The organism is Streptomyces aurantiaciflavus (genome assembly GCF_049808595.1).
Classification (GTDB): domain Bacteria; phylum Actinomycetota; class Actinomycetes; order Streptomycetales; family Streptomycetaceae; genus Streptomyces.
In genome coordinates, this window is the sequence record NZ_JBNCAQ010000002.1 from 119,323 (window position 1) to 143,004 (window position 23,682).

Annotated in this window: 20 protein-coding genes; 6 read left to right on the top strand and 14 right to left on the bottom strand. The window is 71.1% G+C overall.

Annotation, left to right across the window (positions count from 1 at the left end):
• Positions 1 to 109: 109 nt before the first annotated feature.
• Complete coding sequence (locus ACPT94_RS02355) at positions 110 to 1,495, bottom strand: hypothetical protein (RefSeq protein ID WP_360330770.1); 1,386 nt, start codon at positions 1,493 to 1,495, stop codon at positions 110 to 112.
• 188 nt (positions 1,496 to 1,683) lie between these two features.
• On the opposite strand from ACPT94_RS02355, the gene ACPT94_RS02360 reads away from it, so the two are divergent.
• The gene (locus ACPT94_RS02360) at positions 1,684 to 2,052 is read left to right on the top strand and encodes a VOC family protein (protein ID WP_360330768.1); all 369 of its coding nucleotides are present in this window, start codon (positions 1,684 to 1,686) and stop codon (positions 2,050 to 2,052) included.
• A gap of 87 nt (positions 2,053 to 2,139) precedes the next feature.
• Here the strand turns inward: ACPT94_RS02360 and ACPT94_RS02365 are convergent, their stop codons facing one another.
• A complete protein-coding gene (locus tag ACPT94_RS02365; protein ID WP_360330765.1) occupies positions 2,140 to 2,712 on the bottom strand; it encodes a TetR/AcrR family transcriptional regulator in 573 nt (190 codons plus the stop codon).
• A gap of 248 nt (positions 2,713 to 2,960) precedes the next feature.
• On the opposite strand from ACPT94_RS02365, the gene ACPT94_RS02370 reads away from it, so the two are divergent.
• Entirely contained in the window at positions 2,961 to 4,082 is a 1,122-nt protein-coding gene (locus ACPT94_RS02370; RefSeq protein ID WP_360330762.1) for a serine/threonine-protein kinase, read from the top strand.
• An 85-nt stretch (positions 4,083 to 4,167) separates the two neighbouring features.
• Here ACPT94_RS02370 and ACPT94_RS02375 read toward each other — a convergent pair whose 3' ends face one another.
• From ACPT94_RS02375 to ACPT94_RS02385, 3 genes are all read right to left on the bottom strand, one after another.
• On the bottom strand, positions 4,168 to 5,487 hold the full coding sequence (locus ACPT94_RS02375) for a jacalin-like lectin (RefSeq protein ID WP_425244956.1): 1,320 nt from the start codon (positions 5,485 to 5,487) through the stop codon (positions 4,168 to 4,170).
• Between the two features lie 220 nt (positions 5,488 to 5,707).
• The gene (locus ACPT94_RS02380; RefSeq protein ID WP_360330759.1) at positions 5,708 to 6,202 is read right to left on the bottom strand and encodes a hypothetical protein; all 495 of its coding nucleotides are present in this window, start codon (positions 6,200 to 6,202) and stop codon (positions 5,708 to 5,710) included.
• A 316-nt stretch (positions 6,203 to 6,518) separates the two neighbouring features.
• Complete coding sequence (locus ACPT94_RS02385) at positions 6,519 to 7,349, bottom strand: hypothetical protein (RefSeq protein ID WP_360330757.1); 831 nt, start codon at positions 7,347 to 7,349, stop codon at positions 6,519 to 6,521.
• A 312-nt stretch (positions 7,350 to 7,661) separates the two neighbouring features.
• Here ACPT94_RS02385 and ACPT94_RS02390 point away from each other — a divergent pair, with 312 nt between their 5' ends.
• Complete coding sequence (locus tag ACPT94_RS02390) at positions 7,662 to 8,120, top strand: nuclear transport factor 2 family protein (RefSeq protein ID WP_360330754.1); 459 nt, start codon at positions 7,662 to 7,664, stop codon at positions 8,118 to 8,120.
• A 181-nt stretch (positions 8,121 to 8,301) separates the two neighbouring features.
• On the opposite strand, the gene ACPT94_RS02395 is transcribed toward ACPT94_RS02390, so the two are convergent.
• The 9 genes from ACPT94_RS02395 to ACPT94_RS02435 form a co-directional block, all read right to left on the bottom strand.
• The gene (locus tag ACPT94_RS02395; RefSeq protein WP_360330751.1) at positions 8,302 to 9,102 is read right to left on the bottom strand and encodes an ABC transporter permease; all 801 of its coding nucleotides are present in this window, start codon (positions 9,100 to 9,102) and stop codon (positions 8,302 to 8,304) included.
• 5 nt (positions 9,103 to 9,107) lie between these two features.
• Positions 9,108 to 9,911, bottom strand: a complete 804-nt coding sequence (locus ACPT94_RS02400; RefSeq protein ID WP_360330748.1) for an ABC transporter permease — start codon at positions 9,909 to 9,911, stop codon at positions 9,108 to 9,110.
• Positions 9,911 to 10,906, bottom strand: a complete 996-nt coding sequence (locus ACPT94_RS02405; RefSeq protein WP_360330745.1) for an ABC transporter ATP-binding protein — start codon at positions 10,904 to 10,906, stop codon at positions 9,911 to 9,913. The genes ACPT94_RS02400 and ACPT94_RS02405 overlap by 1 nt, the downstream gene beginning before the upstream one ends.
• A 124-nt stretch (positions 10,907 to 11,030) precedes the next feature.
• Entirely contained in the window at positions 11,031 to 13,904 is a 2,874-nt protein-coding gene (locus ACPT94_RS02410) for a glycoside hydrolase family 2 TIM barrel-domain containing protein (protein WP_360330742.1), read from the bottom strand.
• A 12-nt stretch (positions 13,905 to 13,916) separates the two neighbouring features.
• On the bottom strand, positions 13,917 to 14,798 hold the full coding sequence (locus tag ACPT94_RS02415; protein WP_360330739.1) for a carbohydrate ABC transporter permease: 882 nt from the start codon (positions 14,796 to 14,798) through the stop codon (positions 13,917 to 13,919).
• On the bottom strand, positions 14,795 to 15,760 hold the full coding sequence (locus ACPT94_RS02420) for a carbohydrate ABC transporter permease (protein WP_360330736.1): 966 nt from the start codon (positions 15,758 to 15,760) through the stop codon (positions 14,795 to 14,797). The genes ACPT94_RS02415 and ACPT94_RS02420 overlap by 4 nt, the downstream gene beginning before the upstream one ends.
• 20 nt (positions 15,761 to 15,780) lie before the next feature.
• Positions 15,781 to 17,046, bottom strand: a complete 1,266-nt coding sequence (locus ACPT94_RS02425; RefSeq protein ID WP_360330733.1) for an ABC transporter substrate-binding protein — start codon at positions 17,044 to 17,046, stop codon at positions 15,781 to 15,783.
• Positions 17,047 to 17,264: 218 nt separating this feature from the next.
• Entirely contained in the window at positions 17,265 to 18,497 is a 1,233-nt protein-coding gene (locus ACPT94_RS02430; protein ID WP_360330730.1) for an ROK family protein, read from the bottom strand.
• Positions 18,498 to 18,635: 138 nt separating this feature from the next.
• Positions 18,636 to 19,880: an FAD-binding protein gene (locus ACPT94_RS02435; protein ID WP_360330727.1), complete on the bottom strand. Its 1,245-nt coding sequence runs from the start codon at positions 19,878 to 19,880 to the stop codon at positions 18,636 to 18,638.
• A gap of 146 nt (positions 19,881 to 20,026) precedes the next feature.
• Between ACPT94_RS02435 and ACPT94_RS02440 the strand changes: the two genes are divergently transcribed.
• From ACPT94_RS02440 to ACPT94_RS02450, 3 genes are all read left to right on the top strand, one after another.
• Positions 20,027 to 21,349, top strand: coding sequence for a radical SAM protein (locus ACPT94_RS02440; RefSeq protein ID WP_360330724.1), 1,323 nt, complete (start codon positions 20,027 to 20,029; stop codon positions 21,347 to 21,349).
• 236 nt (positions 21,350 to 21,585) lie between these two features.
• The gene (locus ACPT94_RS02445) at positions 21,586 to 23,070 is read left to right on the top strand and encodes a cellulose binding domain-containing protein (RefSeq protein WP_360330721.1); all 1,485 of its coding nucleotides are present in this window, start codon (positions 21,586 to 21,588) and stop codon (positions 23,068 to 23,070) included.
• A 299-nt stretch (positions 23,071 to 23,369) separates the two neighbouring features.
• Positions 23,370 to 23,657 (top strand): hypothetical protein, encoded by a 288-nt coding sequence (locus ACPT94_RS02450; RefSeq protein ID WP_425244957.1) that lies wholly within the window; start codon positions 23,370 to 23,372, stop codon positions 23,655 to 23,657.
• Positions 23,658 to 23,682 lie beyond the last annotated feature (25 nt).

The following is a 23,682-nucleotide window of genomic DNA, read 5'->3' on the forward strand; positions in this document are numbered from 1 at the left end:
GCCTCCCCCGTCGCGTGTGCCCGCACCTGTGAGACACGCCGACCGGGGTCGGTGGTCGTAGGCGTGGCACCGGGGGAGTCGGCGGCGGCCGGGGACGCGTGGAGCCCGCTCAGGGCTTGAGGCGGGCGATCCTCAGCGTCGTCGTGGTCGGGGAGGCACCGGTCAGCGGCTGCGCGTAGGTCGGTGCCACGGGGGCGTACGCCCAGGTCAGGGCGCCGTCCTTGAGGACCGCGACGTCGCCGGTGATCCGGGTGGCCACGACCTTGTCCGCGCTCTGGAACTTGCCGTTCCAGTCGATGAGCCGGAGGTGGGTGCCCGTGAAGGTGCCGGTGCAGGTGCCGTTGGCGCACTTGGCGTTCTTCATGGACTCCCAGGAGACGAGGAGACGGTCCTTGCCGTAGGGGGCGAGGTGGACGTTGACGTTCTCGACGCCGGGGGTGCTGGTGAGCTGGATGGCCTTGCCGGGGCCCGAGTTGCGGTTCTTCATGAAGGCGACCGCGACCTGGTGGGCGGTGGATCTCGGCTTGACGGTCCAGCCGCGGCCGCTGGCGTCGTCCGGGTTCTTCTTCGCGGAGACGGCGCCGCGGGAGGCGAAGGCGGTGGCGTAGCGGCCGGTGGCGGACTTCACCAGGTCGCCGGTGCGGCCGGGGAAGGTCCCGCCGCAGTAGCCCGCCCAGCACTGCTCGCGCTGCACGACGGGAGCGGTGTCCGGGGCGCCGATCCCGGTGGAGACGAACAGGCCCGAACGCCAGTCGTCGAAGCAGAGGGAGGTGAAGGCGCCCGTCTTCTCGGGGTACAGGGCTATGCCCTCGTTGTGGCTGCACCCCCAGCTCCAGCCGCCGCTGAGCTTGGCGCCCTTGGCGCTGACGTACGTCAGCTTGTCCCCGTAGTGGCCGTCGGCGAAGCCGCCCGCGCCGTGCACGACGAAGTACGCGCCGTACTTCGCGCCGTTCCAGGTGAGTTGGCCGTCGAGCAGCGGGGCCGTGTCGTGGGAGGCGGTGCCGGTGAGCTTGGTGCGGAAGGTCTGCTTGCCGTTCGTGTACCGGACGATCGCGGCCGCCGTCTCCTTCCACTTGTTGGTGTCGGCGACCCGGGTGAGGAGGGCGAAGCCGTCGTTGTGCGCGACCAGGCCGCCGACCTCCTTCGCGCCCTTGACGACCGTGTCGGCGCCCGACCGCTTTCCGGCGGCCGTCAGCGGGGTGACATGGATGCCGTCCGCGGCGGGCCAGGCCACCCGGAGCGTGCCGTTGGGGGCGACCGCGGTCGTCGTCCGCGTCCACTCGCGCGTGTTGTTGTAACCGGCCGACAGATAGGGGAACTTGGCCGCGAGGGTGACGGTGGTGCTCGTGGGCGTGAGGTTCGGGGCGGTGGTCGCCGCTCCGGCGGTGGCGTACCACGCGCCGACGGCGACCACGGTGGCGGCGAGGGCCCCGATCGCGGGCTTGCGGGCCGCGCGGACACGGCGGTGGCGCGTTGCGCGTCGTGCAGTTGTCATGGCCGGGGGTTGCCGCGGGAGTGGGAAAGGTTGCCGTGCGGCGGAAATCAGCCAGATTTCTGCCGGCTGGGCCCGCCCTCGGGACAGGCGCTCATGCGGTGCCGGGGCGGAACGGGGTTACGCGGTACGGGGCATGAGCGGGTTTTGTGCGTTGCCGGGCGGGAGCGCGGTGCACAAGAATCCCCGGCATGACTTCCAAGATCCGCCATGTGACGATCGACAGCTCCGACGCCTACGCCCTCGCGAGTTTCTGGTCCGAGGTCCTCGGCCAGCCCCTCCACGAGGACGACAAGCCGGGTGACGAGGAGGCGCTGATCGAGGGCGCGGGCCTGCTCTTCGTCACCGTCCCGGAGGGGAAAACGATCAAGAATCGCATCCACTTCGACCTCGAGCCGCAGGACCGCACCCGCGAGGAGGAGGTCGAACGCCTGCTCGCCCTCGGCGCGACCCTGGTCGACGACCGACGCAACCCCGACGGCACGGGCTGGGCGGTGCTCACGGATCCGGAGGGGAACGAGTTCTGCGTGGAGCGGAGTGCGAAGGAGCGGGGCCGGTAGGGGACGGAAGGACGCGCCTCAGCGGGCGAAGGAAGGGCGCTGGGCGTGCCGGGGCGTGCCGCGGGGCAGGGGCTGCTCGCGAGCGGGCTATGTCTCGCGGGGCCAGTGGGTGAGGGCCGCGTGCAGGGCGTCGACGGCCTTCTCCCACGAGCGCTGGACGTCCCGGGGCGCCCCGAAGCTGCCGCCGGCTTCCAGGGCGCAGTAGCCGTGGAAGGTGCTGCGCAGCAGACGGACGGCGTCGGTGAGGTCGGGTTCGTCGAGGCCGTAGGCGCGGAGCATGCCGTAGGTGATCTCGGCGGTGCGGCGGAAGGCGGGGGCGTCGGCGGCCACGTCCTGGTCGACGGGGATCTGGGTGGCGGCGTACCGTCCCGGATGCCGTAGCGCGTACTCCCGGTAGGCCCCGGCGAACCCGGCGAGCGCCTCCTTGCCGGCCCGCCCGGCGACGGCCACGGCGATCCGGTCGATCATCTCGCCGCCGGCGAGCAGGGCGACTCGGGTGCGCAGGTCCCGCACATTCTTGACGTGCGAGTACAGGCTCGCGTCCTTGACCCCGAAGCGGCGGGCCAGCGCGGAGAGGGTGACGTTCTCGAACCCGATCTCGTCGGCGAGATCGGCGGCGGCCGCGACGAGGCGGTCGGGGGTGAGGCCGGCTCGGGGCATGGGGGGCCTTGGGGGTAGGGGGCGGACCTTGGAGGGTTAGGGGGGATCCTAAGGGGTGTTGGGACGCTGTGACGCCCGACGGGCGAACGGAGCCGTGACCGCCCGTGATGTCCGACCGCGTGAGTGACGGCCCGCCCGGCGGCCCGGGGCTGACGTGCGCGCGACCCTGGGGATCCGAGCCCCGACGCAGCAGAGTCGTCCTACAGTTCGAGCAACGACCCCAGCGCAGAAGGAAGGCACGGACCACGGTGGCTGACAGATCCCCCGACGAACCCGACAACGGCTCGTCCATATCCGACGACGAGCTGCGGGCGTTCCTCGAGGAGAGCGAACGCAACGCGGCGGCCGCGCCGAAGGAGCCCTCCGCTCGCGCCCGTATGGTCACCGAGCGGCTGCGGCAGCAGGACGCCCGAGGAGAGGCGCCCGCGCCGTGGCGGGCCGGGCCGGACGGACGGGCCGGGCGGCGCCGGAAGGTGTGGCCGGTTCTGGGGGTGCTCCTGGCGCTCGCCGCGGTCGCCGTGGCACTGAAGCCGTCGTTGCTGCCCGGTGATCCCCTCGGCTCGGGGGAGCCGGAGGCCGCCGCCGCGTCCCCTCTGCCCGCGGAGACCGCCGCCCCGACCGGCGCGCCCGCCGAGGTCCCCGATCAGACCCCCACCCTCGACCGTCCGTTCGCCGGTTCCCCGGCGCTGCGCTGGGCCGACGGGGAGGCCGGTATCGTCCTGCCGGCCGCGAAGGCCGTCGGGGCGGCCCCGAGGACACGGGTCGAGCAGGCACTCCAGCTGACGAAGAAGCTGCTGGTCGGAGCCAACCTCGACCCGCAGACGCTGCGTGGCGGACGTCCCGCCGCCGCGCTGTCCGTGCTCGACCCCAAGCAGCCGGAACTCCTCGACAAGCTGAACGCGTCCCTGCGTTCCCCGGACAAGGACCACGACCCCCTGCTGCTGTTCAGCCGCTTCGACCCCGACCAGGTCCGGCTCGTCGGTGACGTGGTCAAGACGCGCGGGCGGATCACCTTCGAGAAGGGCGAGTACGCGGGTGTCGCCGTGCACGCGGACTACACCTTCGTCTACCCCGTCGTCCGCACCGACGGCTCGACCGAGGTCACCCGCACGATCGTGCGCCGCGTGCTCGACGTGGAGCTTTCCGACCCCGCGCACTACAACGTCACCTCCGGCCGGCTGGTCATACGCCAGTACGACCAGCAGATCGGCAACTCGGCCTGCGACGTCCACGACGGCTTCCTGCACCCGCGGTTCAGGAGCACCGGGCCGACGGGGTCCGAGCCCACCGGCCCGACCGTGGACCCGTACGACCGCAGCCAGGGCCTCGGTGCCGACGACTCCGCGTGCGGGACGGTGTCCCGCGTCTGACCGCGGGGAGGAGAGGGGCGCGGACACCTCCGCCCGGCCGGGGGGGCGGCCCCCCCCCGGGGGGGGGGGGCGCCGCGGCCCCGGCTCAGCCGCTCCGTGCGGGACCCACCCCCCCCGTGTCGATCTCGGCGCCCGAGCGTCCGGTGAAGCCCACGATCTGCCAGCCGGTCGGAGCCGTGAAGGTCTTCGTGTCCGAGGTGGGCGTGCCGGCCGACAGGGTGCGGGACTTGTCCGTGGTGAAGGCGGCCGAGAAGATCCGGGTACGGCCGTCCTTCTGGCCCTGCGTCAGCTTCACGGACGTGAGGTGCTCCCCCGTCCCCAGCGTCAGCGAGGTCGCCGTGCCGCCCGTGCCGCCGTGGGTCAGCGTCGTGCCGTCGGCGTGCCTCAGGGACAGCGCGTCCAGGCGGGAGCCGCCGCTCAGCGTCAGGGTGCGGGGCGAGGGCGTCGACGGCAGATCGTCCGCGTCGTTGAACGCCGTGCCGTGCGGGCCGCCGAAGAAGTCACTGGCCTTCAGGGACGAGTCGAGGGTGTACGAGAAGTCGACCGTGTGCGGGAAGTGGTCGGACAGGTTGTCGCCCGCGGAGTCCAGGAAGGACGCCCACTCGTTGTTGTAGCGGGTGGCCGTCAGGGACAGCAGCTTGCTGCCCCGGTAGAAGACCTTGTCCACCACCTCGCAGTCGTTCGGCGGAGCCGTCGTCGGGCAGAGCAGCGCGTCCGCGCCCTGGGCCGGGGGTGTGCCGCCCTTGACCAGCTTCACCCACGCGTCCGTCAGGCCGTTCTCGGTGACCAGGGTGCGGATGTTGTCGCCGGCGCGGGTGTAGCGCGTGTTGGTGTCGCCCATGACGATCACCGCGTTGCCGGAGGAGTTCGCCTGGATGAAGTCCGACAGCTGGTCGATGTTGGCGCGGCGGGCGGCCAGCGCGTCGTCCGTCGTGTCGGCGTTGGTGTGGACGTTGTAGAGGTCGACGAAGACGCCCTCGGCGAGACGGACCCGGGCCAGTGAGAAACCCTTGGGAGTCAGGCAGTTGGTGCCGGTGCAGTTCTTCCACTTCACCCGCTCGAAGTCCTCGAAGGGGAGGTCGGAGAGCGTGTTGAGGCCGTCGCCGAACGGCACTCCGCCGCTGGTCGCCGTGCGGTAAGGATGGTTGTCGCCCGCGTACAGCGCCGCGTGGTAGTTGAAGTCCTCCTGGACGTTCACGATGTCGTACCCCGCCAGGCGCGGGGAGATCAGCGGCGTGTTCGTCGCCGGATGGCCCGAGCTCAGGCCCTCCGGGAGGCCCGCCACGTTGTACGTCAGGACGTTGAACGTGCCGGTGGTGGCGGCTGCGGCGGGCGTCGCGCCGGTGCCGGCGAGGCCGGTGAGGGCCAGGGCGGCGGCCGCGAGGGTGCCGAGGAGTCTTCTCATGGTGGGGGCGTCTCCGGTCGGGGAACGGGCGTTGGACATGAAAAGCGGGCAGGGTGAACGCGGGCAGAGAACATGAACACTGCTCACGTTCCATGTCCAACAGTGTGACCGGCAAGGGCAGTTGAGGAAACAGTGAGAGACGAGGTGCTGTCGCCTCCGCGATGGACCGGGTGACCGCGGTGGGCGGGACTGGGCACCCGGTCCGTGAGAGCCGTCGAGTTCAGCGCGGCTCGCGGCGGGCCCTGCCCGGGCGGTGCAGGGCGTCCAACTCGCCCACCAATGCCCGTACATGGGCCGGATCCCGCGGTTCCCGGCCGCCCGCGCACCACCACACAGGGCGACCGTCCTCCCGACGCGGGTGCATCCCGACGCGGTGCTCCGCGCAGACCGGCCAGACCTGCCACAGGCACTCCATGACCGTGTCCTGCGCGGCCTCGGCGACGGCCGCGAGCGCGCCGGTGATCGTGGCCTCCGAGCCGTGACACAGGTCCGAGCCGTGCCAGCGGCCGTCGGGCAGGGCGACGTACACCCGCTCGCGCTCGGACTCGTCCTGCTCGTCCGGCGGCAGCGCCAGCAGGCGCAGCGGGCCCCGGTCCGGCAGGAGAGCGGCCAGGTCGCGGTTGACGAGGGCCAGAGCCTCGTCCCACAGCGGGTACTCGCCGGCCTGGACCTCGCGGGGCGGCGGCAGGTGGAAGGGGTCGTACGGGAAGGACATGGAGGACATCGTCCACCATCGCCCGCCCCGCCGGCGTCGCGCGTGCGCTGTTCCTCGGGGAGTGGGGGACGCGGGTGCTTCGGCCCTGTCGCCGTAGGCGGACGCAAGGTTGCCGGGGGCTTCGGGAGGGGGGCCGACGACACACGGCGCGCGACCGCCGCCGCGGCCGGGGAGGAGCCTCCGGTTCCGGCCGTGCCGGTATACGGTCGACCGTGCACAGTCGACCTTGACGTCGGGGTGGCGGCGCGCGCAGTCCGACGGGTCGAAGCGCGCCGACGGCCCACCGCTTGCCCGGTCAGGAGCGTGGCCGTGGCGGCTACGCCGTGTGCTGCTCCGCCTCGCCGAAGCGGGCCAGCGCGAGTGCGCCCGCGATCGAGAACGCGAACCCGGCCGCCGCGAGGGGCGCGAGTCCGTGCCGGGTGGTGTCGCCCAGCCAGACGATGCCGAAGATCGCGGGCCCGATGGTCTGGCCGATGACCATGGCCGCGGTGGCGGCGGTGACCGCCCCCGACTGGAGGGCCCCGATCAGCAGCAGATAGCCGGAGATCCCGGAGAGGACCACGGCGTACACCGCCGGCTCGACGAGGACGCCCGGCACGGAAAGGCCCGGCAGCAGCCGGGCGGCGACGGCCACCACACCGAAACTGACCCCGGCCATACCGCCCAGCACGGCGGCACGGTGGCGCACGCGACCGAGGCGGGTGCTCACCACCCATCCCAGCAGCGCGAGCCCGACCGAGCCCGCCAGCACCGCGAGCCGCATCGTCTCGTCACCGTCCCCGCCCCTCTCGCGGCCCGCCGCGATCGCCATCAGGGCGAGCCCGCAGCACACCGCGGTCACCGCCGCCCACTCCACCCGCCGCAGCCGGACGTGCAGCATGCCCGCGGCGACGACCGCGGTCACCGCCAGGGACCCGGCGACCGCCGCTTCCACCAGGAAGAGCGGTACCGAGCGCAGAGAGAGCAGCTGGGAGACGAAGCCCAGGGTGTCGAGCGCGATCCCGACGAGGAACGGCCACTGCCATGTGGCCCGGACCGTCGCTCCCGGCCCTCCGGCGGCCACCGCTCGGGCGCCGAGCGCCTGAAAGACGGTCGCCGTTCCCATCAGGGCGGAGGCCAGGAGTGCGAGGAGCAGGCCGAGTGCCATGACCTCACGCTAATGGTCGAGGGGCGAGTCGGCAGGGAAGCCGGCGGGGCGTGGCGCCGGGGGGCCGGGGCGCCCCCGCGACGGCTGTCGGCAGCGACGGTCCAGGCTGACGACCGAACGCGGCGACGCCGGCGGCCACGGACGCATCGGGATCTGGCAGCGGGAGTGGGGCGACATGCGCCACCGGTCGTGGACGCCCGTGGCCCAGGCATTACCCCGGGGGTAATCGACCGCTCTCCCTTCCCCCGGCAGGATCAAGCACATCGACGGGAAGCCCCGTCGGGATCCGGCCCCAGCAGCGAGGAGAGAGCCATGTCCGTCACGCCCACCGCCACCCCGGCGGGTTCAGCCACCACCGCGAGCTCCGTGGCCGAGGCCACCCGGGCCGTCGTGCAGGAGTTCCTCGCCGCCCGGCTGGCCGGGGACGTCGGACGGCTCGTCGAGCTCTTCGCCGACGAGGTCGACTGGCAGCTGGCCGAGAACCCCGCCGTCCCGTGGATCCGCCCGCGGACCACCGCCGCCGAATGCGCCGCCCAGGCGACCGAGTTGCTGGAGCACACCGTGCCCGAGGACGCGCGGGCCTCCGTGGACGCCTTCCTCGTCGACGGCACCGACGCCGTCCTGACGGGCCACGTGTCGGGGACCGTGAGGGCGACGGGAAAGTCCTTCGAGGGCCCGTTCGCGCTGCGCCTCACCGTCGAGGACGGCCGGATCACCCGGCACCACCTCTACGAGAACAGCCTTTCGATCGCCGAGGCCTGCACCCCGTGACGGCGCGGGCGGCCGGGCCGCCGCGGGAGCGCAGCGGCGGACCCGCGGCTGACCACGAGGCCAGGCGCGCCTTCGCCGGCGAGTCCCGCGGGGACGGGCCGGCCGCCCCGGGCGCGCGCCCGGGGCGACGAGGACATGACTCACCGGCGGGCGCGGTCCCGAGCCGGAGGCGGGGCGGGCGTCACCCGTTCACCCCGGCGTAGTGCGCGAGGCTCCTGCGCCACAGCAGCCGCGCGCCCAGATAGGCCAGCACACCCACCAGCGGCGAGAGAGCCGCCAGCCAGTACGGGACACCGGTGTCATGGCCGTGGCCGGTGAGGACGGCCGCCGGGAAGTACGCGACGAACGCGAGCGGAAGGCCGTACGTGAGGAAGCCGCCCACCGCCTTCGGGAGCACGTTGAGCGGGTAGCTGCCGAAGGTGCCGAGGAGTTCCTCCAGCCAGCGGCTCCAGTAGTCGGCGGCGGGGAAGCGCAGGGCGGCGCAGGCCAGCGCCGTGAAGAGCGCCGCCTCCAGCAGCATGCCGCCGAGGATCGCGGCGACCAGGTACGAGATCCGGCCCGCCGTCCAGTCCAGCTCGCTGCGGCTGAGCGCGCCCACCATCAGGCCCGCCGCGACGGTCAGGTCACCGATCGCGTTGGTCGGGAAGTAGGCGAGCTGCACCTGGCGGTGCACCGGCATGGGGCGGGTCAGATAGATATCGATCCGCCCTTCCTGGATCTGCCGTCCGATGAAGTGCATCCGCCCCAGCACCAGCACGAACAACCCGTGCGCGAGCATCCGCGTCGCCGGGATCAGCAGCACCTCGGAACTGTCCCAGCCGCCCATCCCGGTGAACCGGGTCAGCAGCACCGTCGCGAACACGATCACCGACACCTGCCAGATCGCGCCGATCGCGACCATCAGCAGGAACTCGGTGCGGTACTCCAGCTGGGCACGGAAGTTGAGCCGCGTGACACGCCACGCGATCCTGACGCCGTTCACAGGCCTCAGCCTCCCTGGGAGATGACACGGTGGGCGGCCCGCCGCCACAGGAACCCGGTGAGCAGGGCGAGGGCGACCACCCAGGCCGCCTGGATCGCCAGCTGACCGGCCGCGTCCGACAGCGGGATACGGCCGATGTAGAGGGACAGCGGCACGTTCAGCGTCGCCTGGAAGGGCAGGAAGCCGCTCAGCGTGAGGAACCAGTCCGGGAAGAACCACAGCGGCGCGTACACACCGGACAGCAGGTTCTGCGCGAAGATCAGGATGAGCATCGCGGCGTTGTTGCGCATCGTCCAGAAGCACAGCTGGTCCAGGACGAGCATCACGTAGTACAGCACCCACTGGCCGAGCAGCAGACTGAGCGCGAACACGCCCGCCACGGCGGCCGACGCGGGCGGCTCCACCACGCCGGCCGCGAGACAGACCACGTAGCCGCCCAACGCCCAGGCGAATCCGTACAGTTGCTCGCCGAGGGCGCGCAGAGCGTGGTAGCGCTGGGGCGGCAGCGGGCGCAGATACCAGTAGACGATCGTGCCGAAGTGCATGTGCTGCAGCACGGTGTCCCGGCCCGCGTACTGGTCCAGCTCCCGCAGCCGGGAGGCGAGTACGGCCAGCACGGCGTACGTGACCGCCTGCTCGCGGTCGATTCCGGCGGTGGTACCCGTGTGCGCGTACAGGCCGCGCCACAGGGAGGCCACCAGGACCACCTGCACGGTCAGCCGGAGCAGGACGGCGGTCATCCGGGGCGGGGAGTGCAGCTCGCCGAGCGGGGTGACGCGGGCGGCGCGCCAGGCGTGCACCGTGGCCATCACACCGCTCCGGCGTGGATGTAGGCGGCCCGCATGACGTCCTCGAGGTCGGCCTCGTCGATGGCGATGCCCGTCACCTCGTACCGCTCGATGACCGCCTTCAGCGCCGCGTGGACGGTCGGCGCGTCGGCTCCGTCGGGGCCGAACACGACCTGCGGGCCGTCCTGCCGCAGCACCGCGATGCCCGGCAGCGGTACGACGTCGGTGTGCGCGTCGGCGAGAGTGGCCCGCACCTGCCAGGTCGAGCCGAACTTGCGGCGGATCTCGTCGAGGCTGCCGTCCAGGACGAGCCGGCCGTGGTTGATCAGGACGACCCGTTCGGCGAGCCGCTCCACCTCGGTCATGTCGTGCGTGGTCAGCAGCACCGTCCGGCCGCGCTCCTCGACCTGGTACCGCAGGAACTCGCGGACCTGCTCCTTGACCACGACGTCCATGCCGATGGTCGGCTCGTCGAGGAAGACGACGGGCGGGTCGTGCAGCAGCGCCGCCGCCAGATCGCTGCGGACGCGCTGCCCGAGGGAGAGATGGCGGACCCGGGTGTCCCAGAAGGACGACAGGTCCAGCAGGTCGTCGAACTCCTTCAGCCGGGCGGCGTGTTCGGCCTTGGGCACCTCGTAGATGTCCCGCAGGATCGTGAACGACTCGCGCACCGGGAGGTCCCACCACAGCTGGGTGCGCTGTCCGAACACCGCGCCGATGTTGCGGGCGTTGCGCTCGCGTTCCTCGTACGGCACGACGCCCGCGACGCGGGCCTCGCCGGAGGTGGGGGTGAGGATGCCGGTGAGCATCTTGATGGTGGTGGACTTGCCGGCGCCGTTCGGGCCGAGCAGGGCGAGGAGTTCGCCCGCGGCCACGTCGAACGTGATGTCGCTGACGGCGTGCTTGGCGACCCGCTCCGGGTTGACCAGGGAGCGCACGGCTCCCATGACGCCGGGGCGGCGGACGGTGGTGTGGAAGGTGCGGGACAGGCCACGCACCTCGATACTGCCGCTCACTCGAGGAACCTCCGTGAGATGGGGACGAGCAACCGCACGGCCGAGGCCGGCCGGGTGGGGAGCCGGCCGGCCTCGGGAGGAGACGTCATCACCGTGTCGGAATGTCGATCAATAGGTCAATCGATTAACCGATCTCCGAGAACACGAACGAGAACTCCGCGGGCGCGGCCTTCAGGAAGTACCGCGGCAGCGGGCCCGGGCCGCAGGACTGCGAGCCGATGCCGTGCAGGCCGTGGTCGAGGTTGACCCACACCGTTTCGCCCGGCACCAGGTCGGTGCGGTGCCGGGCGGCGTCCAGCTGCTCGTTGGTCCAGCGCCGGGCGCTGAACCAGAACTCCGGGTCGCCCTCGATCCGCAGCCCGCCGATCTCCGCCCAGCGGACGTCGGCGCGGGCGCCGTTCTCCTGGGGACGGACGTACGGCGTCTGCAGATCGTCCACGGTCGACTGCCAGCGGCCGACCGTAGACGCCGCCCTGGTGTCCGGATACGCCTCGCCGGGACCGCCGCCGAACCACTTCACCTGGTCGGCCTCGGCGAGTCCGAAGCGGACGCCCAGCCGGGGCAGCGGCACCGTCCAGTCGCCCTCGGGCGTCACGGACACGGTCAGCTTCAGCCGGTCGCCGTCGGAGGTCCAGCGGTACACCGTGGCGAGACCGACCTCACGGGCCGCGGGCGCCACCCTGGTCCGTACCGTCAGCGCGTCGTCGCCGAGCTCCACCGCGTCCAGACGGTGCCGCATACGGTGCAGGCCCAGCGTGCGCCACAGCACGCCGAACCGGGTGTCCGACTGCCACTCGGCGCCGTCGTCGTTGTCGGTGGTCGCCCGCCACACATCGAGACGGAGACCCTCGACGGACACTCCGCCGACCGACCTCAGCGCACCGGTACGGGCGTCGAAGGCCGCCGGGCCGAGGGTGATCAGCCGTTCCCCGAGCACCGGACGGTCGGTGGGTGCGACCGTGGGCGACGGACGGGCGCTCACCGGGAACTGCCCCCACGCCACCTCGTGGCCCTTCCCTCCCCACGCCGCGTCGGCCGCCAGCAGCGCCCGCACGGTCCACTGGGTCTCGGCGCCCCGTGTGTCCGCGGGCGGCTCCGGCAGCTTGACGTCGGCCGACTCGCCGGGCGCGAGCGACGGCACGTTCAGGCTGCCCGCCTCGATCGTCTCGCCGTCCACCTGGTACGACCACTCGAAGGCCAGCGCCGACAGGTCGGCGAAGTCCTGCTTGTTGGTGACGCGCACGGTGCCGTCCGTGCCGTCGCCGCTGATCGCGACCGGCTCGATCACCTTCTTGAACTCGACGAGCCCGGGGGAGGGGGCGCGGTCGGGGAAGACCAGGCCGTCGCAGACGAAGTTCCCGTCGTGCAGCTCCTCGCCGAAGTCGCCGCCGTACGCGTAGCCGTAGCGGGGGTCCTTGATGCCGTGGTCGATCCACTCCCAGATGAAGCCGCCCTGGAGCCGCTCGTGCGCCTCGAACAGCCGCTGGTAGTCGGCGATGCCGCCGGGGCCGTTGCCCATGGCGTGGCCGTACTCGCAGAGGACGAAGGGGAGTTCGCGCCGCTTGAGGGTGCCGCCGTCCAGGCCGCGGCCGATGCGCTCGACCTCCTCGTGGAAGGCGTACATCCGCGAGTAGACGTCCGTGTCACGGCAGTCGATGTCGCCCTCGTAGTGCACGAGGCGCGAGGCGTCACGGCCGTGGATCCACTCGGCCATCGCGGTCAGACCGCGTCCGGTGCCGGCCTCGTTGCCCAGCGACCAGATCACCACCGACGGGTGGTTCTTGTCCCGCTCGACCATACGGGCGGCGCGGTCCAGCAGGGCCGGTGTCCAGCGGTCGTCGTCGACGGGGTTGTCCCGCCAGTCCTGCTCGACGAAGCCGTGGGTCTCCAGGTCGCACTCGTCGATCACCCACAGCCCGTACTCGTCGCACAGGTCGAGGAAGGCCGGGTGCGGCGGGTAGTGCGAGGTGCGCACGGCGTTGACGTTGTGCCGCTTCATCAGCAGCACGTCCTCGCGCATCGTCTCCAGGTCGAGCGCGCGGCCCTTCTCCGGATGCCACTCGTGCCGGTTGACGCCCTTGAACAGGACGGCCCGGCCGTTGACCTTGATCAGGCCGTCCTCCAGGACGACCGTACGGAAACCGATCCGCAGCGGGACCCGTTCGCCCTCGGTGGCGAGGAAACCGTCGTAGAGCTTCGGCGTCTCCGCCGTCCACGGCTGAACGGGTACCGTGACCGCTTCCCCGGTCGCGACATCGATGTCCAAGGCGGGCACGGTCACCCGCCCGTCGACGTCGGAGTCGACGCGCAGGGTGCCCTCGCCCGTGAGGTGGTCGTAGGAGGCGTGCACGAAGAAGTCGAGGGCGGCCCCGGCCGGGCGGTGCAGCAAGGTCACGTCACGGAAGATGCCGGGCAGCCACCACTGGTCCTGGTCCTCCAGGTAGGAGCCGGCCGACCACTGGTGGACGCGGACCGCCAGTACGTTGCCCACGGTCTTCAGCAGATGGCCGACCGCGAACTCGTGCGGCAGCCGCGAGCCCTTGAACTCGCCGATGTCCGTGCCGTTCAGCCACACCCGGGCACAGGACTCCACGCCGTCGAAGCGCAGGACGGCGCCGCCCTCCGACAGAGCGGGCCAGTCCTCCGGCAGGTCGAAGACCCGCAGATGGTCGCCCGTCGGGTTCTCGGTCGGCACGTGCGGCGGGTCGACCGGGAAGGGGTAGAGGTGGTTGGTGTAGATGGGGGAGCCGTGCCCCTGGAGGACCCAGTGGCCGGGGACCGTGACCTCGGCCCAGTCCCCGGCCTCGTAGCCCTCCGCGGCGAACGAGTCGTCCTCGGCGTCGGCCGTCGCCGACAGCCGGAAGCGCCAGCTTCCGTTCAGCGACAGTGACTTCGCGTCCGAGGAGGCGTACCAGGCGCGGGGCGGAAGGGCCCCGCTGCCCGGTGAGACGTCCTCGACGTAGTCGACGACCGTGGTGCCGTTGGTGCGGAAAGACATCTGTCTCCTAGCTCAGCCCTTGATGCCGGTCTGCGCGATCCCCTGCACCAGCCACCGCTGGAGGAAGAGGAACACCAGCAGCAGGGGCAGGATGGAAATGGCCGTGGCCATGAAGATCAGGTGGTAGTTGACGGTCTGGTTGGTCGCGTACGTCGAGAGCGCGACCTGAACCGTCCACGCACTGGGATCCTGGCCGATGACCAGGGGCCACAGGAAGGCGTTCCAGCCCGAGATGAAGGTGATCGTCGCCATCGCCGCGAAGAAGTTCAGCGAGTTGGGTACGACGACACGCCAGTACGCGCCCCAGTAGCTGAGCCCGTCCACCCGCGCCGCCTCCTCCAGCTCCTTGGGGAACCCCAGGAAGTACTGCCGGAAGAGGAAGCAGGTGAAACCACTGAAGAGGCCCGGAATGATGAGACCGCGGTAGGTGTCCACCCAGCCGAGGGACGACACGAGAACGAAGCTGGGCACGAAGGTGACGGCCGTGGGAACCATCAGGGTCGCCAGGACGGCGTAGAACACCTTGTTGGCGTGCTTGTAGGGGATGCGGGCGAGGCCGTACCCCGCCAGCGAGCAGACCAGCAGGATTCCCACGGTGTGCAGGACGGCGACGACCAGGGAGTTCCACATCGACCGGGCGAAGTCGACCGTGACGTCGTCGAACGGCTCGGTGATGTTGCCCCACTGGATGTCGGTGGGGAACCACTTCCAGCTCTCGCCCGTGATCTCCGGGTCCGTCATGAAGGCGTTACGGATGATCAGGTAGAACGGGATCAGGAAGAGGACGGCGGCCACGCCCGTCGCGAGGTACAGACCGGTGTTGCTCAGCACGCCGCTGCGCCTGGCCTTGGCCGGCTTCGTGACCTTCCCGAGGTCGGGTGCTGTGGTGGTCACCTGGAGTCCTCCCCCCTGCCGAAGCCCATGATCTTGCCCTGGAACAGGGTCACGAGGCAGATGAGCGCGGTCAGGATCAGGGCGCCCGCGCTGCCCGCGCCGTAGTTCTGGTTCTCGCCCAGGGCCATCTTGTACAGCTCGACCAGCGGCGGCATGCCCCAGGTGGCCTTGCCGAGCAGGATGAAGAACTCGTCGAAGGCCTGGTAGGCGGCGATCAGCAGGAGCAGGATCACCGCGGTCGAGGTGGCCCGCAGCTGCGGCAGCGTGATGTGGCGGAAGGTCTGCCAGCCCGGCTTGGCGCCGTCGATGGCGGCCGCCTCGTACAGCTCCCGCGGGATGTTCTGCAGCGCCGCGAGGAAGAGGATCATGTAGAAGCCCGCCTGGAGCCAGAGGCGGACGGTCACGATGACCAGCCAGTACCAGGGCGGATCCGGGTTGTCGAGCCAGGCGATGTTCTCGACCCCGAACAAGCCGAGGAAGGTGTTGGCCATGCCGAAGCGGACGCCGTTGAAGATGGACATCTTCCAGATCAGCGCGGCGGCCGCGTAACTGCACGCGGTCGGCAGGAAGAACACCGACCGGAAGAACGCCCGCATGAACCGCAGCCGGTTCACCAGGAGCGCCAGGCCGAGCGACAGCGCCCAGGTGGTCGGCACGATGAACGCGGCGAACACGGTGAACGTGACCAGGGAGTTCCTGAAGTCCGTGTCCGACAGGATCTGCACGTAGTTGTCGAAGCCGACGAACTCGCTCGGCGTGACGGTGAACCGTGCCTCGAAGAAGCTGAGATACAGGCTCCAGCCGATGGGCACGAAGACGAAGATCACCAGGCCGATCAGGAACGGCCCGGTGAAGAGCCAGAAGTTGAAGGTGCTGTTCGCCCTGAGGCCCCGCCGCGGCCGGTCCTTGGAGACCTTGGCCGGGGCGGGCTGGGCGACCCCGCGCGTGGTGGTGGTCGACATGTCGAGATCCGTCCGGCGGCCTATCCGAAGAGCTTCGTGAGCTCGGCGTTGACCTTCTTCTCGGCGGCGGCGAGCTGGGCCTTCGGGTCACCGTCCTTGCGGACGGAGTTCGCCATCACGTCGTTGATCGCGGCGATCATCGCCTGGGTCCAGCCGATGTTGTCGAAGTGGCCGAACTCGTTGAACAGCTTCACGCCCTCGGCCGGGAGGCCGGACTTCAGCTTGGTCGCCGACTGCGCGATGGAGGTGCGCGGCGGGATGTGGAAGCCGTAGGAGGTCGCGAAGTCCTCCTGGTACTCCTTCTGGTCGATCCACAGCCACTTGACGTACTCCTTGGCCGCCTCGACGTTCTCGCCCTTGGCGTTGACGAACATCGACCAACCGCCGTTGACGACCGACTGCTTGCCGGCGGACCCGACCTTCGGGAAGGGGAAGATGCCGATGTCGTCGCCGAGCGCCTTCTGCATGGCCGGCATGGCCCACATGCCGCACCACTGGATCGCCGTCAGGCCCTGGGTGAAGGCCGACGGGTCCCACCAGTCGGTGGGGGCGCCGAGCAGCAGGTTGCCGCTGGTGAACAGGGACCGCAGCTGCTTCAGGCCGTCGGCGACGGCGTCGGTGTTGAAGGCGGGCTTGTTGTCCGCGGTGAGGGTGTCGGCGCCGGCCGACCAGATCAGCGGGCTCTGGACCGGGGTGAGGTCGTTGCCGAGGTAGGCGCCCTTGACCTTGCTGGTCTTGAGCTTGGCGGCGGCCTCGATCAGCTCCTCCAGCGTGGTCGGCACCTCGACCTTGGCCTTCTCGAACATCGAGGGCCGGTAGAAGAAGAACTGCGGGTCGTCGATCATCCGGACGCCGTATATCTTCCCGTCGACCGTGTGCGACGTGATGTCGGCCTGGTTGAAGTCGTCCTTGACCGGCGCGATGATGTCGGTCAGATCCGCCACCTGACCGCTCTTGACGAGCTGGATCTGCGGGTGGAACTCGAACACGTCGGGCGCGTTCTTGGTGAGCAGCGTGGCGAACAGCTTCTGCTCGAAGTTGTTGCCGGTGATCCACTGCGTGGTGACGTTCGCGCCCTTGTAGGCCTTCGCGTACCGCTTGACAGCCTGCTCGACACCGGCCTCGCCGTACGCGTGGAAGTACTGGACGAGGTTCTTGCCCGAACCGGAGCCACCCCCACGCCCGTTGTTGCCGCCGCACGCGGCCAGCGTCCCGGCGGCGGCCATGCCCGCGGCGGCCCGGAAGAGTGAACGGCGGGACCAGTTGCTGTTGCTCATTGCCGACATGCTGACGTCCTTGTCTCGAGTACGGCTGCGGCTCAATCGGCTTCAGCGCCAGATGGCTCGAATGGCGTTGCGGAGCGGGACGTTAACCTTCGGCTAAGCCTTCGGCAAGGGGTTGGACGAAGTCTGCACGAAGCGTTGTGCGGTGTTCGGGATACCGGACATGAGGGGGCGGGAAGAGAGGTTCTGGGGGAATCGTGAAGATCGGGAAGGGTTGAGGGTCAACTGGCCGCGGTATGGGGCCTGCTGGGGATTCGCTTCCGCTGTCCGACGGCCTGCAGCGCCCCTTCGAGCGCGAACGTCGCCGCGCCCAGACAGACGGGGTCGGTGGGGATCGTGGAGAGGACGATCTCGGTGGCGGCCAGCGGCCGGTGCAGCGCGTGCCGGGCGACGGCCTCGCGGACCTCGTTGAGGAGGGGTTCGCCGAGCCGGGCGGCGACCCAGCTGCTCAGCACGACCACCTCGGGATTGAGCAGGTTGACCAGGTCGGCGATGCCCGCCGCCAGATAACGGGCGGTGTTGCGGACCACGTTGACGGCCACCGGATCGGCCACGGCGACCGCGCGGGCCAGGGCGTCGACGGTGGCCGTCTGGTCCTCCGGGTGCAGCAGCGGGCTGCGTGGACTGAGTTCGCGCAGGTTCTGCATGATGCCGGGCGCGCCGACGTACGTCTCCACGCAGCCGTGGTTGCCGCAGTGGCACAGCCGCCCGTCGAGCACGAGTGTGGTGTGCCCCCACTCGCCGGCGCTGTTGCTGACCCCGCGGTGCAGCCCGCCGCCCAGCACCAGCCCGGCGCCGACGCCCGTGCCGAGGTTGACGACCACGGCGTCCCCGTGCCCGCGCGCGGCCCCGAACCACAACTCGGCGACCGCGCAGGCACGCAGCGGATTGTCCAGGTACAGCGGATACGCGATCTGCTCGGAGAGCAGGTCGAGCAACGGCACGTCGTGCCAGTCCCAGTTGGGCGCGTACTCGGCGACACCGGTGTCCCGGTCCACCTGGCCCGGCACACTCACGCCGACGCCGAGCACCCGGGCCGCCTCGACACCGGCCTGCGCGACCACCGAACCGGCCGCCGCGGCGACCTGGCCGACCACCTGCTGCGGACGGCTCTCCCCGGGGCGCATGTCCTCCTCGGCGCGGGCCAGCACGTTCAGCGCGAGGTCGAACAGCTCGACATGGACGTACGTCTCCGCGATGTCCACGCCGATCAACGCGCCCCCCGACGCGTTGACGGCGACGAGGCCCCGGGGGCGGCCGCCCGCCGAGTCCTCGAACCCGACCTCCGTGATCATGCGGAGGTCGAGCAGCTCACCGACGAGGGTGGCGACGGTGGCGAGGCTGAGGCCGGTGGCGGCGGCCAGCTCCTGCCGGGAGGTGGGCGACCGGGCGATGATCTGGCGCAGCACCTCGTAGCGGTTCGCGGTGCGGATGTCACGGGACGTGCGCTTCACCGGAGAGCCCCCTCTCTTCCGTTCCGGGCAGGCCGGAGCGGGGTCGGCACCGGCGCGCGGCGTCAGGCTATGGGGTGCGGGAAGGTTCGACAAGGGGTTAGGAAAGGGGGTTTACGAAGTCGGACTGGGGTCGCCGGCTCACTGGCCGAGGACCTCCGCCACGAACGCGTTGGTGAAGGTGCCGGCCGGGTCCAACTCCCGTACCAGCGCCCGGAAGGCGTCGATCCGCGGCCAGCGCTCACGCAGCACGTGGGCCGGCAGGGTGAAGACCTTGCCCCAGTGCGGCCGGGGCTCGAAGGGCTCCAGGGCGGACTCCAGTGCCCGTACGACGGGCAGCACGGCCTCGGTGTCCTCGACCCAGGTGAAGTGCACGGCGACGGAGTCCCGGCCGTGGGCCGGGCTGAGCCACTGCTCGTCGGCGGCGACGGTCCGCACCTCACAGGTCTGCAGTACGGGGGCGACCGTCTCCCGGATCCCGTCGATCGCATACAGGATCTCGACGGCGTGCTCACGCGGCATCAGGTACTCGCTCTGCAGCTCGTTGCCGCTGCTCGGCGTGAACTCGGCCCGGAAGTGCGGCAGCCGCTCGTGCCACGGCCCCGGCACCCCGAACTGCTCGGTGCAGTTCACCGCCGGCATCCCCGGCACCGGGTGCAGTGCCGCCGTCGCCGGGGCGGCCCATGAGAAGTCGGCCGGCGGCTCGTCGGTACGCCGCTTCAGCCACACCTGCCGGAAGCCGGGCGCCCGCCAGTCCGTGAACAGGCTCACGCTGTACGCGGCCCCGGCCACCGCCTCGAAGTCCAGCCCTTCCAGGGGCAGCTCGGTGAACACGTGCTGCTCGACGTCGAAGGCGGGCTCCAGGTCGAGGGTGAGCGCGGTGACGACACCGAGCGCGCCGAGCGAGGTCACAGCCCCGCCGAACCGTTCCTCCTCCCGTCCCACGACGACGGTCGACCCGTCGGCGGTGACGATCTCCACCTCGCGTACCGCGGCGGCCAGGGACCCGTTGCGCACCCCCGACCCGTGCGTCCCGGTCGCCACCGATCCGGCCACCGAGATGTGCGGCAGGGAGGCCATGTTGGGCAGCGCGAGCCCGTGCGCGTGCACCCGCCGGGCCAGTTCGGCGTACCGCACCCCGCCGCCGACCCGCACCGTCCGCGCCGCCGTGTCGACGTCGACCCCGGCGGGCAGGGCGTCCAGCGACAGCAGCACGCCGTCGGGCCCCGGCTCGGCGATCGTGTTGAACGAGTGCCCACTGCCCAGCACCCGCACCCGCGCGCTCGCGGCCACGAGTGAGCGCAGCGCGTCGACTGAGCCGGGGCGGTGCAGTTCCTTCGCCGCGAAGGTGATGTTGCCCGCCCAGTTCGTCACGGTCTCGGCCATGCGGTCGCCCCTCCCGAGGAGAACGAGAACCCGGAATTCCCAGGTGAAACCTACCTTGCCGCCAACACGAGGCCCCCCGCCCCCACCCCCGTCCGCGCAGGGGCATACCGTGAGGAGTCGTACGCCTGAGCCGGGAGGAGAGACGGATGGGCAGCCGTACCGCGCTGGTCGAGGATCTTATGGAGCGGTTTCCGCATGTTCCGCGGGAGGCCGTCTTCAAGGAGGACCTGCTGCGCGGAGGCGTGGCCTTCGACCCCTCCGCGCTCAGCGACAACGAGAACGGCGAGGTCAAGCCGAAGTCGTACTTCATCTTCTCCTTCGACCACGGCACGCTCCCCGAGCTGGGCGAGGCCGCGCTCAGGCGCCCCCCCGAGGAGATCATCCTCACCGGCGGCCCGTACGACCTGCGGCGGACGGTCGTCTCGGTGCGGGTGAACCCGGCCTCGCCGTACCGGGTCGCGGCGGACGACGAGGGGCTGCTCGGGCTCTACCTCGACGGCAGGCGCATCGCCGACGTCGGTGTGCCGCCGATGCCCGAGTACTACCGGCACACGCTGTCCAACGGGAAGTCCGTGATGGAGGTCGCCCCCACCATCCAGTGGGGTTACCTCATCTACCTGACCGTCTTCCGGGTGTGCCAGTACTTCGGCGCCAAGGAGGAGTGCCAGTACTGCGACATCAACCACAACTGGCGACAGCACAAGGCCGCCGGTCGACCGTATACAGGAGTCAAGGACGTCGACGAGGTCCTCGAGGCCCTGGAGATCATCGACCGGTACGACACCGCCAAGGCCTCCACCGCCTACACCCTCACCGGCGGCGCCATCACCAAGACGGTCGCCGGGCGCGACGAGGCCGACTTCTACGGCCACTACGCCAAGGCCATCGAGGAGCGCTTCCCGGGCCGCTGGATCGGCAAGGTCGTCGCCCAGGCGCTCCCGCGCGACGACGTGCAGCGCTTCAAGGACTACGGGGTGCAGATCTACCACCCCAACTACGAGGTCTGGGACCGCCGGCTGTTCGAGCTGTACTGCCCGGGCAAGGAGCGTTACGTCGGCCGCGACGAGTGGCACAAGCGGATCCTCGACTCCGCGGAGGTCTTCGGCGCGCGCAACGTCATCCCCAACTTCGTCGCCGGCGTGGAGATGGCCGAGCCGTTCGGCTTCACGACGGTCGACGAGGCGATCGCGTCGACGACGGAGGGCCTGCGCTTCTTCATGTCGCACGGCATCACGCCCCGCTTCACCACCTGGTGCCCCGAGCCGACCACCCCGCTCGGCAAGGCCAACCCGCAGGGCGCGCCGCTGGAGTACCACATCCGTCTGCTGGAGGCCTACCGGGCCACGATGGACGACTTCGGTCTGTCCTCGCCCCCCGGCTACGGCCCGCCCGGTCCCGGCCACGCCGTCTTCTCCGTCAGCTCCTTCATGGACAGCCTGCCGGCCGCGGAGGCGTCGGCCGTTCGATAACGCTTCGGTGACGTCGTTCAATTCGGCGGTACGGCGTTGAGTCACAGGCGGTCCGCGTCCGTACGACAGGTGCGAAACACCGGAGTCGTGGGGGCGCGTCCGTCCTGTCCTGACATCTGAACAGGGCGCTTGTCAGTTGTGCGGAAGACGTGAAAAGCTCTGGCCCTGCCGCGAGGTTCCCCCCAACTCCATTGCCGTCATGGTGAGTTGACCTCGCTTGTGGATGCAGGAGACCCATGCCCGACCTGCCGACCCCGAAGGACGCCGTCGAGGCCGCGCTCTTCTCGGAGTGCTGGGACGCCGTCCTGTCGTACGCCGACCTGTGCACCTCCGGCTCGACCGCGGCCAATCAACTGGCCCGCGAGGCGTTCGCGCTCGGCATACGCGAGGCCCGTGCCGCCGAGGACGGCTCCCGGCACAGCGTCGGCCGCCGTGCGTCCCGGCTGCCCCGGATACCCCTGCTGCTGACCGCCGTACGCACCACGGCGGCCGCCTGGGAGGCCCAGGGCGAGGGCCATAAACTCGACCCCGACCTGCGGTTGTGGCTGAACTCCGACAAGGCCGCACGGTACATCGGACCGCCCCTGCGCCGGCCCATCGCCCTGCGCGGCCTCAGGGACATGCAGGAGCCGGACGCGGCGCTGCTGTGGCTGGCGGAGGTGGAGGCGCTGCCGCTGCGGGCGGTGGCGCGCCGGCAGGGCCTCGACCCGATGGCCGCGATGGAGGAGCTCAACCAGGTCCGCGGCCTGTTCCGGGACCGCTGCCACCGCAACCACCTCGACACGCCGATGGACGCGGAGTGCCGCAGCTACGTGCGGCTCCTGGACGCCGTCACCCGCTCGCCCGTCGCCGACACGCCCGACGACCTCTCCCGGCACCTCGCCACCTGTGTGGAGTGCGCGGAGGCCGCGGCCTGTCTGCGCCTGCACGGCGGCGGGCTGCCCGCGGCCCTCGCCGGCGGGGTCATCGGCTGGGGCGGCCTCGCCTACCTGGAGCGCCGCCGCCGGGCCGCCGAGGTACGGCTGGGCGCCGGACGCCCCGACGCGCCGGACACGGACGGCGAGCCGGTGGACGCCGCCGCGAGCAGGGCACGCGCGCTGCGGGGCGGACTGCTCGTCGCCGCCGGACTCGTCTCCGCGCTGGCCCTCGCCGTGTCGCTGATGCCGTTCGGCGACAGCGGCGACAGCTCCGCGCAGGGCGGTTCGCCGACCGACAGCACCCCGGTGGCCGGCCCCGCAAACCCTTCGCTGCCGTCCACCCTGCCCGTCCCCTCGGACTCGGAGTCGAAGACCGGCTCCGACTCCCCCAAACCCTCCCCGAGCCGCACGCCCAAGAAGACCGACAAGCCCGACCCCGAACCCCAGGGCACCACCTCGTCCACCGCGGGCGCCGGCCAGACCGAGCCGGCGGCGTCCTGCTCGGTCGACTACGACCTGGTCAACCAGTGGCCCGACGGCTTCCAGGCCACGATCACCGTCACCACCGACACCCCGCTGTCCTCCTGGACCGTCGCCTGGTCCTTCGGCGACGGCCAGCGGATCACCCAGATGTGGGACGCGAGCTTCTCCCAGAACGGCTCCCGCGTCACCGCCGCCGCCGCCGACTACAACAAGAACGTCCCCGCCCGGGGCAAACTCTCCTTCGGCTTCCTCGCCTCCTGGCAGAACAAGAACACGGCGCCCCACGGCTTCACCCTCAACGGCAGGGCCTGCACCGGATGATCCGGCGGCATGGGAGCTGACATCCACGGCTTCGTCGAGTGCCGGGCGACGCACCGGGTGCTTGACGTGGAGGACGCGGGCGGCTGGAGTGCCGCGATCGACCTGGACCTGCTGTACGCCGGGCGCGACTACGACGCCTTCGGCTGCCTGTTCGGCGTCCGCAACCACGCCGGCTTCCGGCCCCTCGCCGAGGGCCGGGGCCTCCCCGAGGACGTGTCGGCGGAGGTCCGGCAGCCCACGACGAGTGGGCTCGGGACGCCCACAGCGCGTCCTGGATCGGCTGGGCCGAACTGTCCCGGGTGGACTGGGACGAGCCGGCGGAGCAGGCGGACGCACGGGTGCACGAGTACAGGCGGGGCGCCGACGGCGGCTGGACCCGTACGGGAAAGTCCTTCAAGCGCCCCGGGGACCGTCCCGCGGGAACCGAGTGGACGGAGGGTGACACCCTCTTCCGCGTCACCAGGATGACCCGTCGGGACGCGGTCCCGGAGGACGGCGACTGGGCCCCGGTCCGGGCCGTCATGCGGGTCCTCGCCGCGGTGCACGGCGAGGAACACGTCCGTCTGGTGGTCTGGTTCGACAACTAGGGTCCGTCGTGCGGTGCGCCGGGCG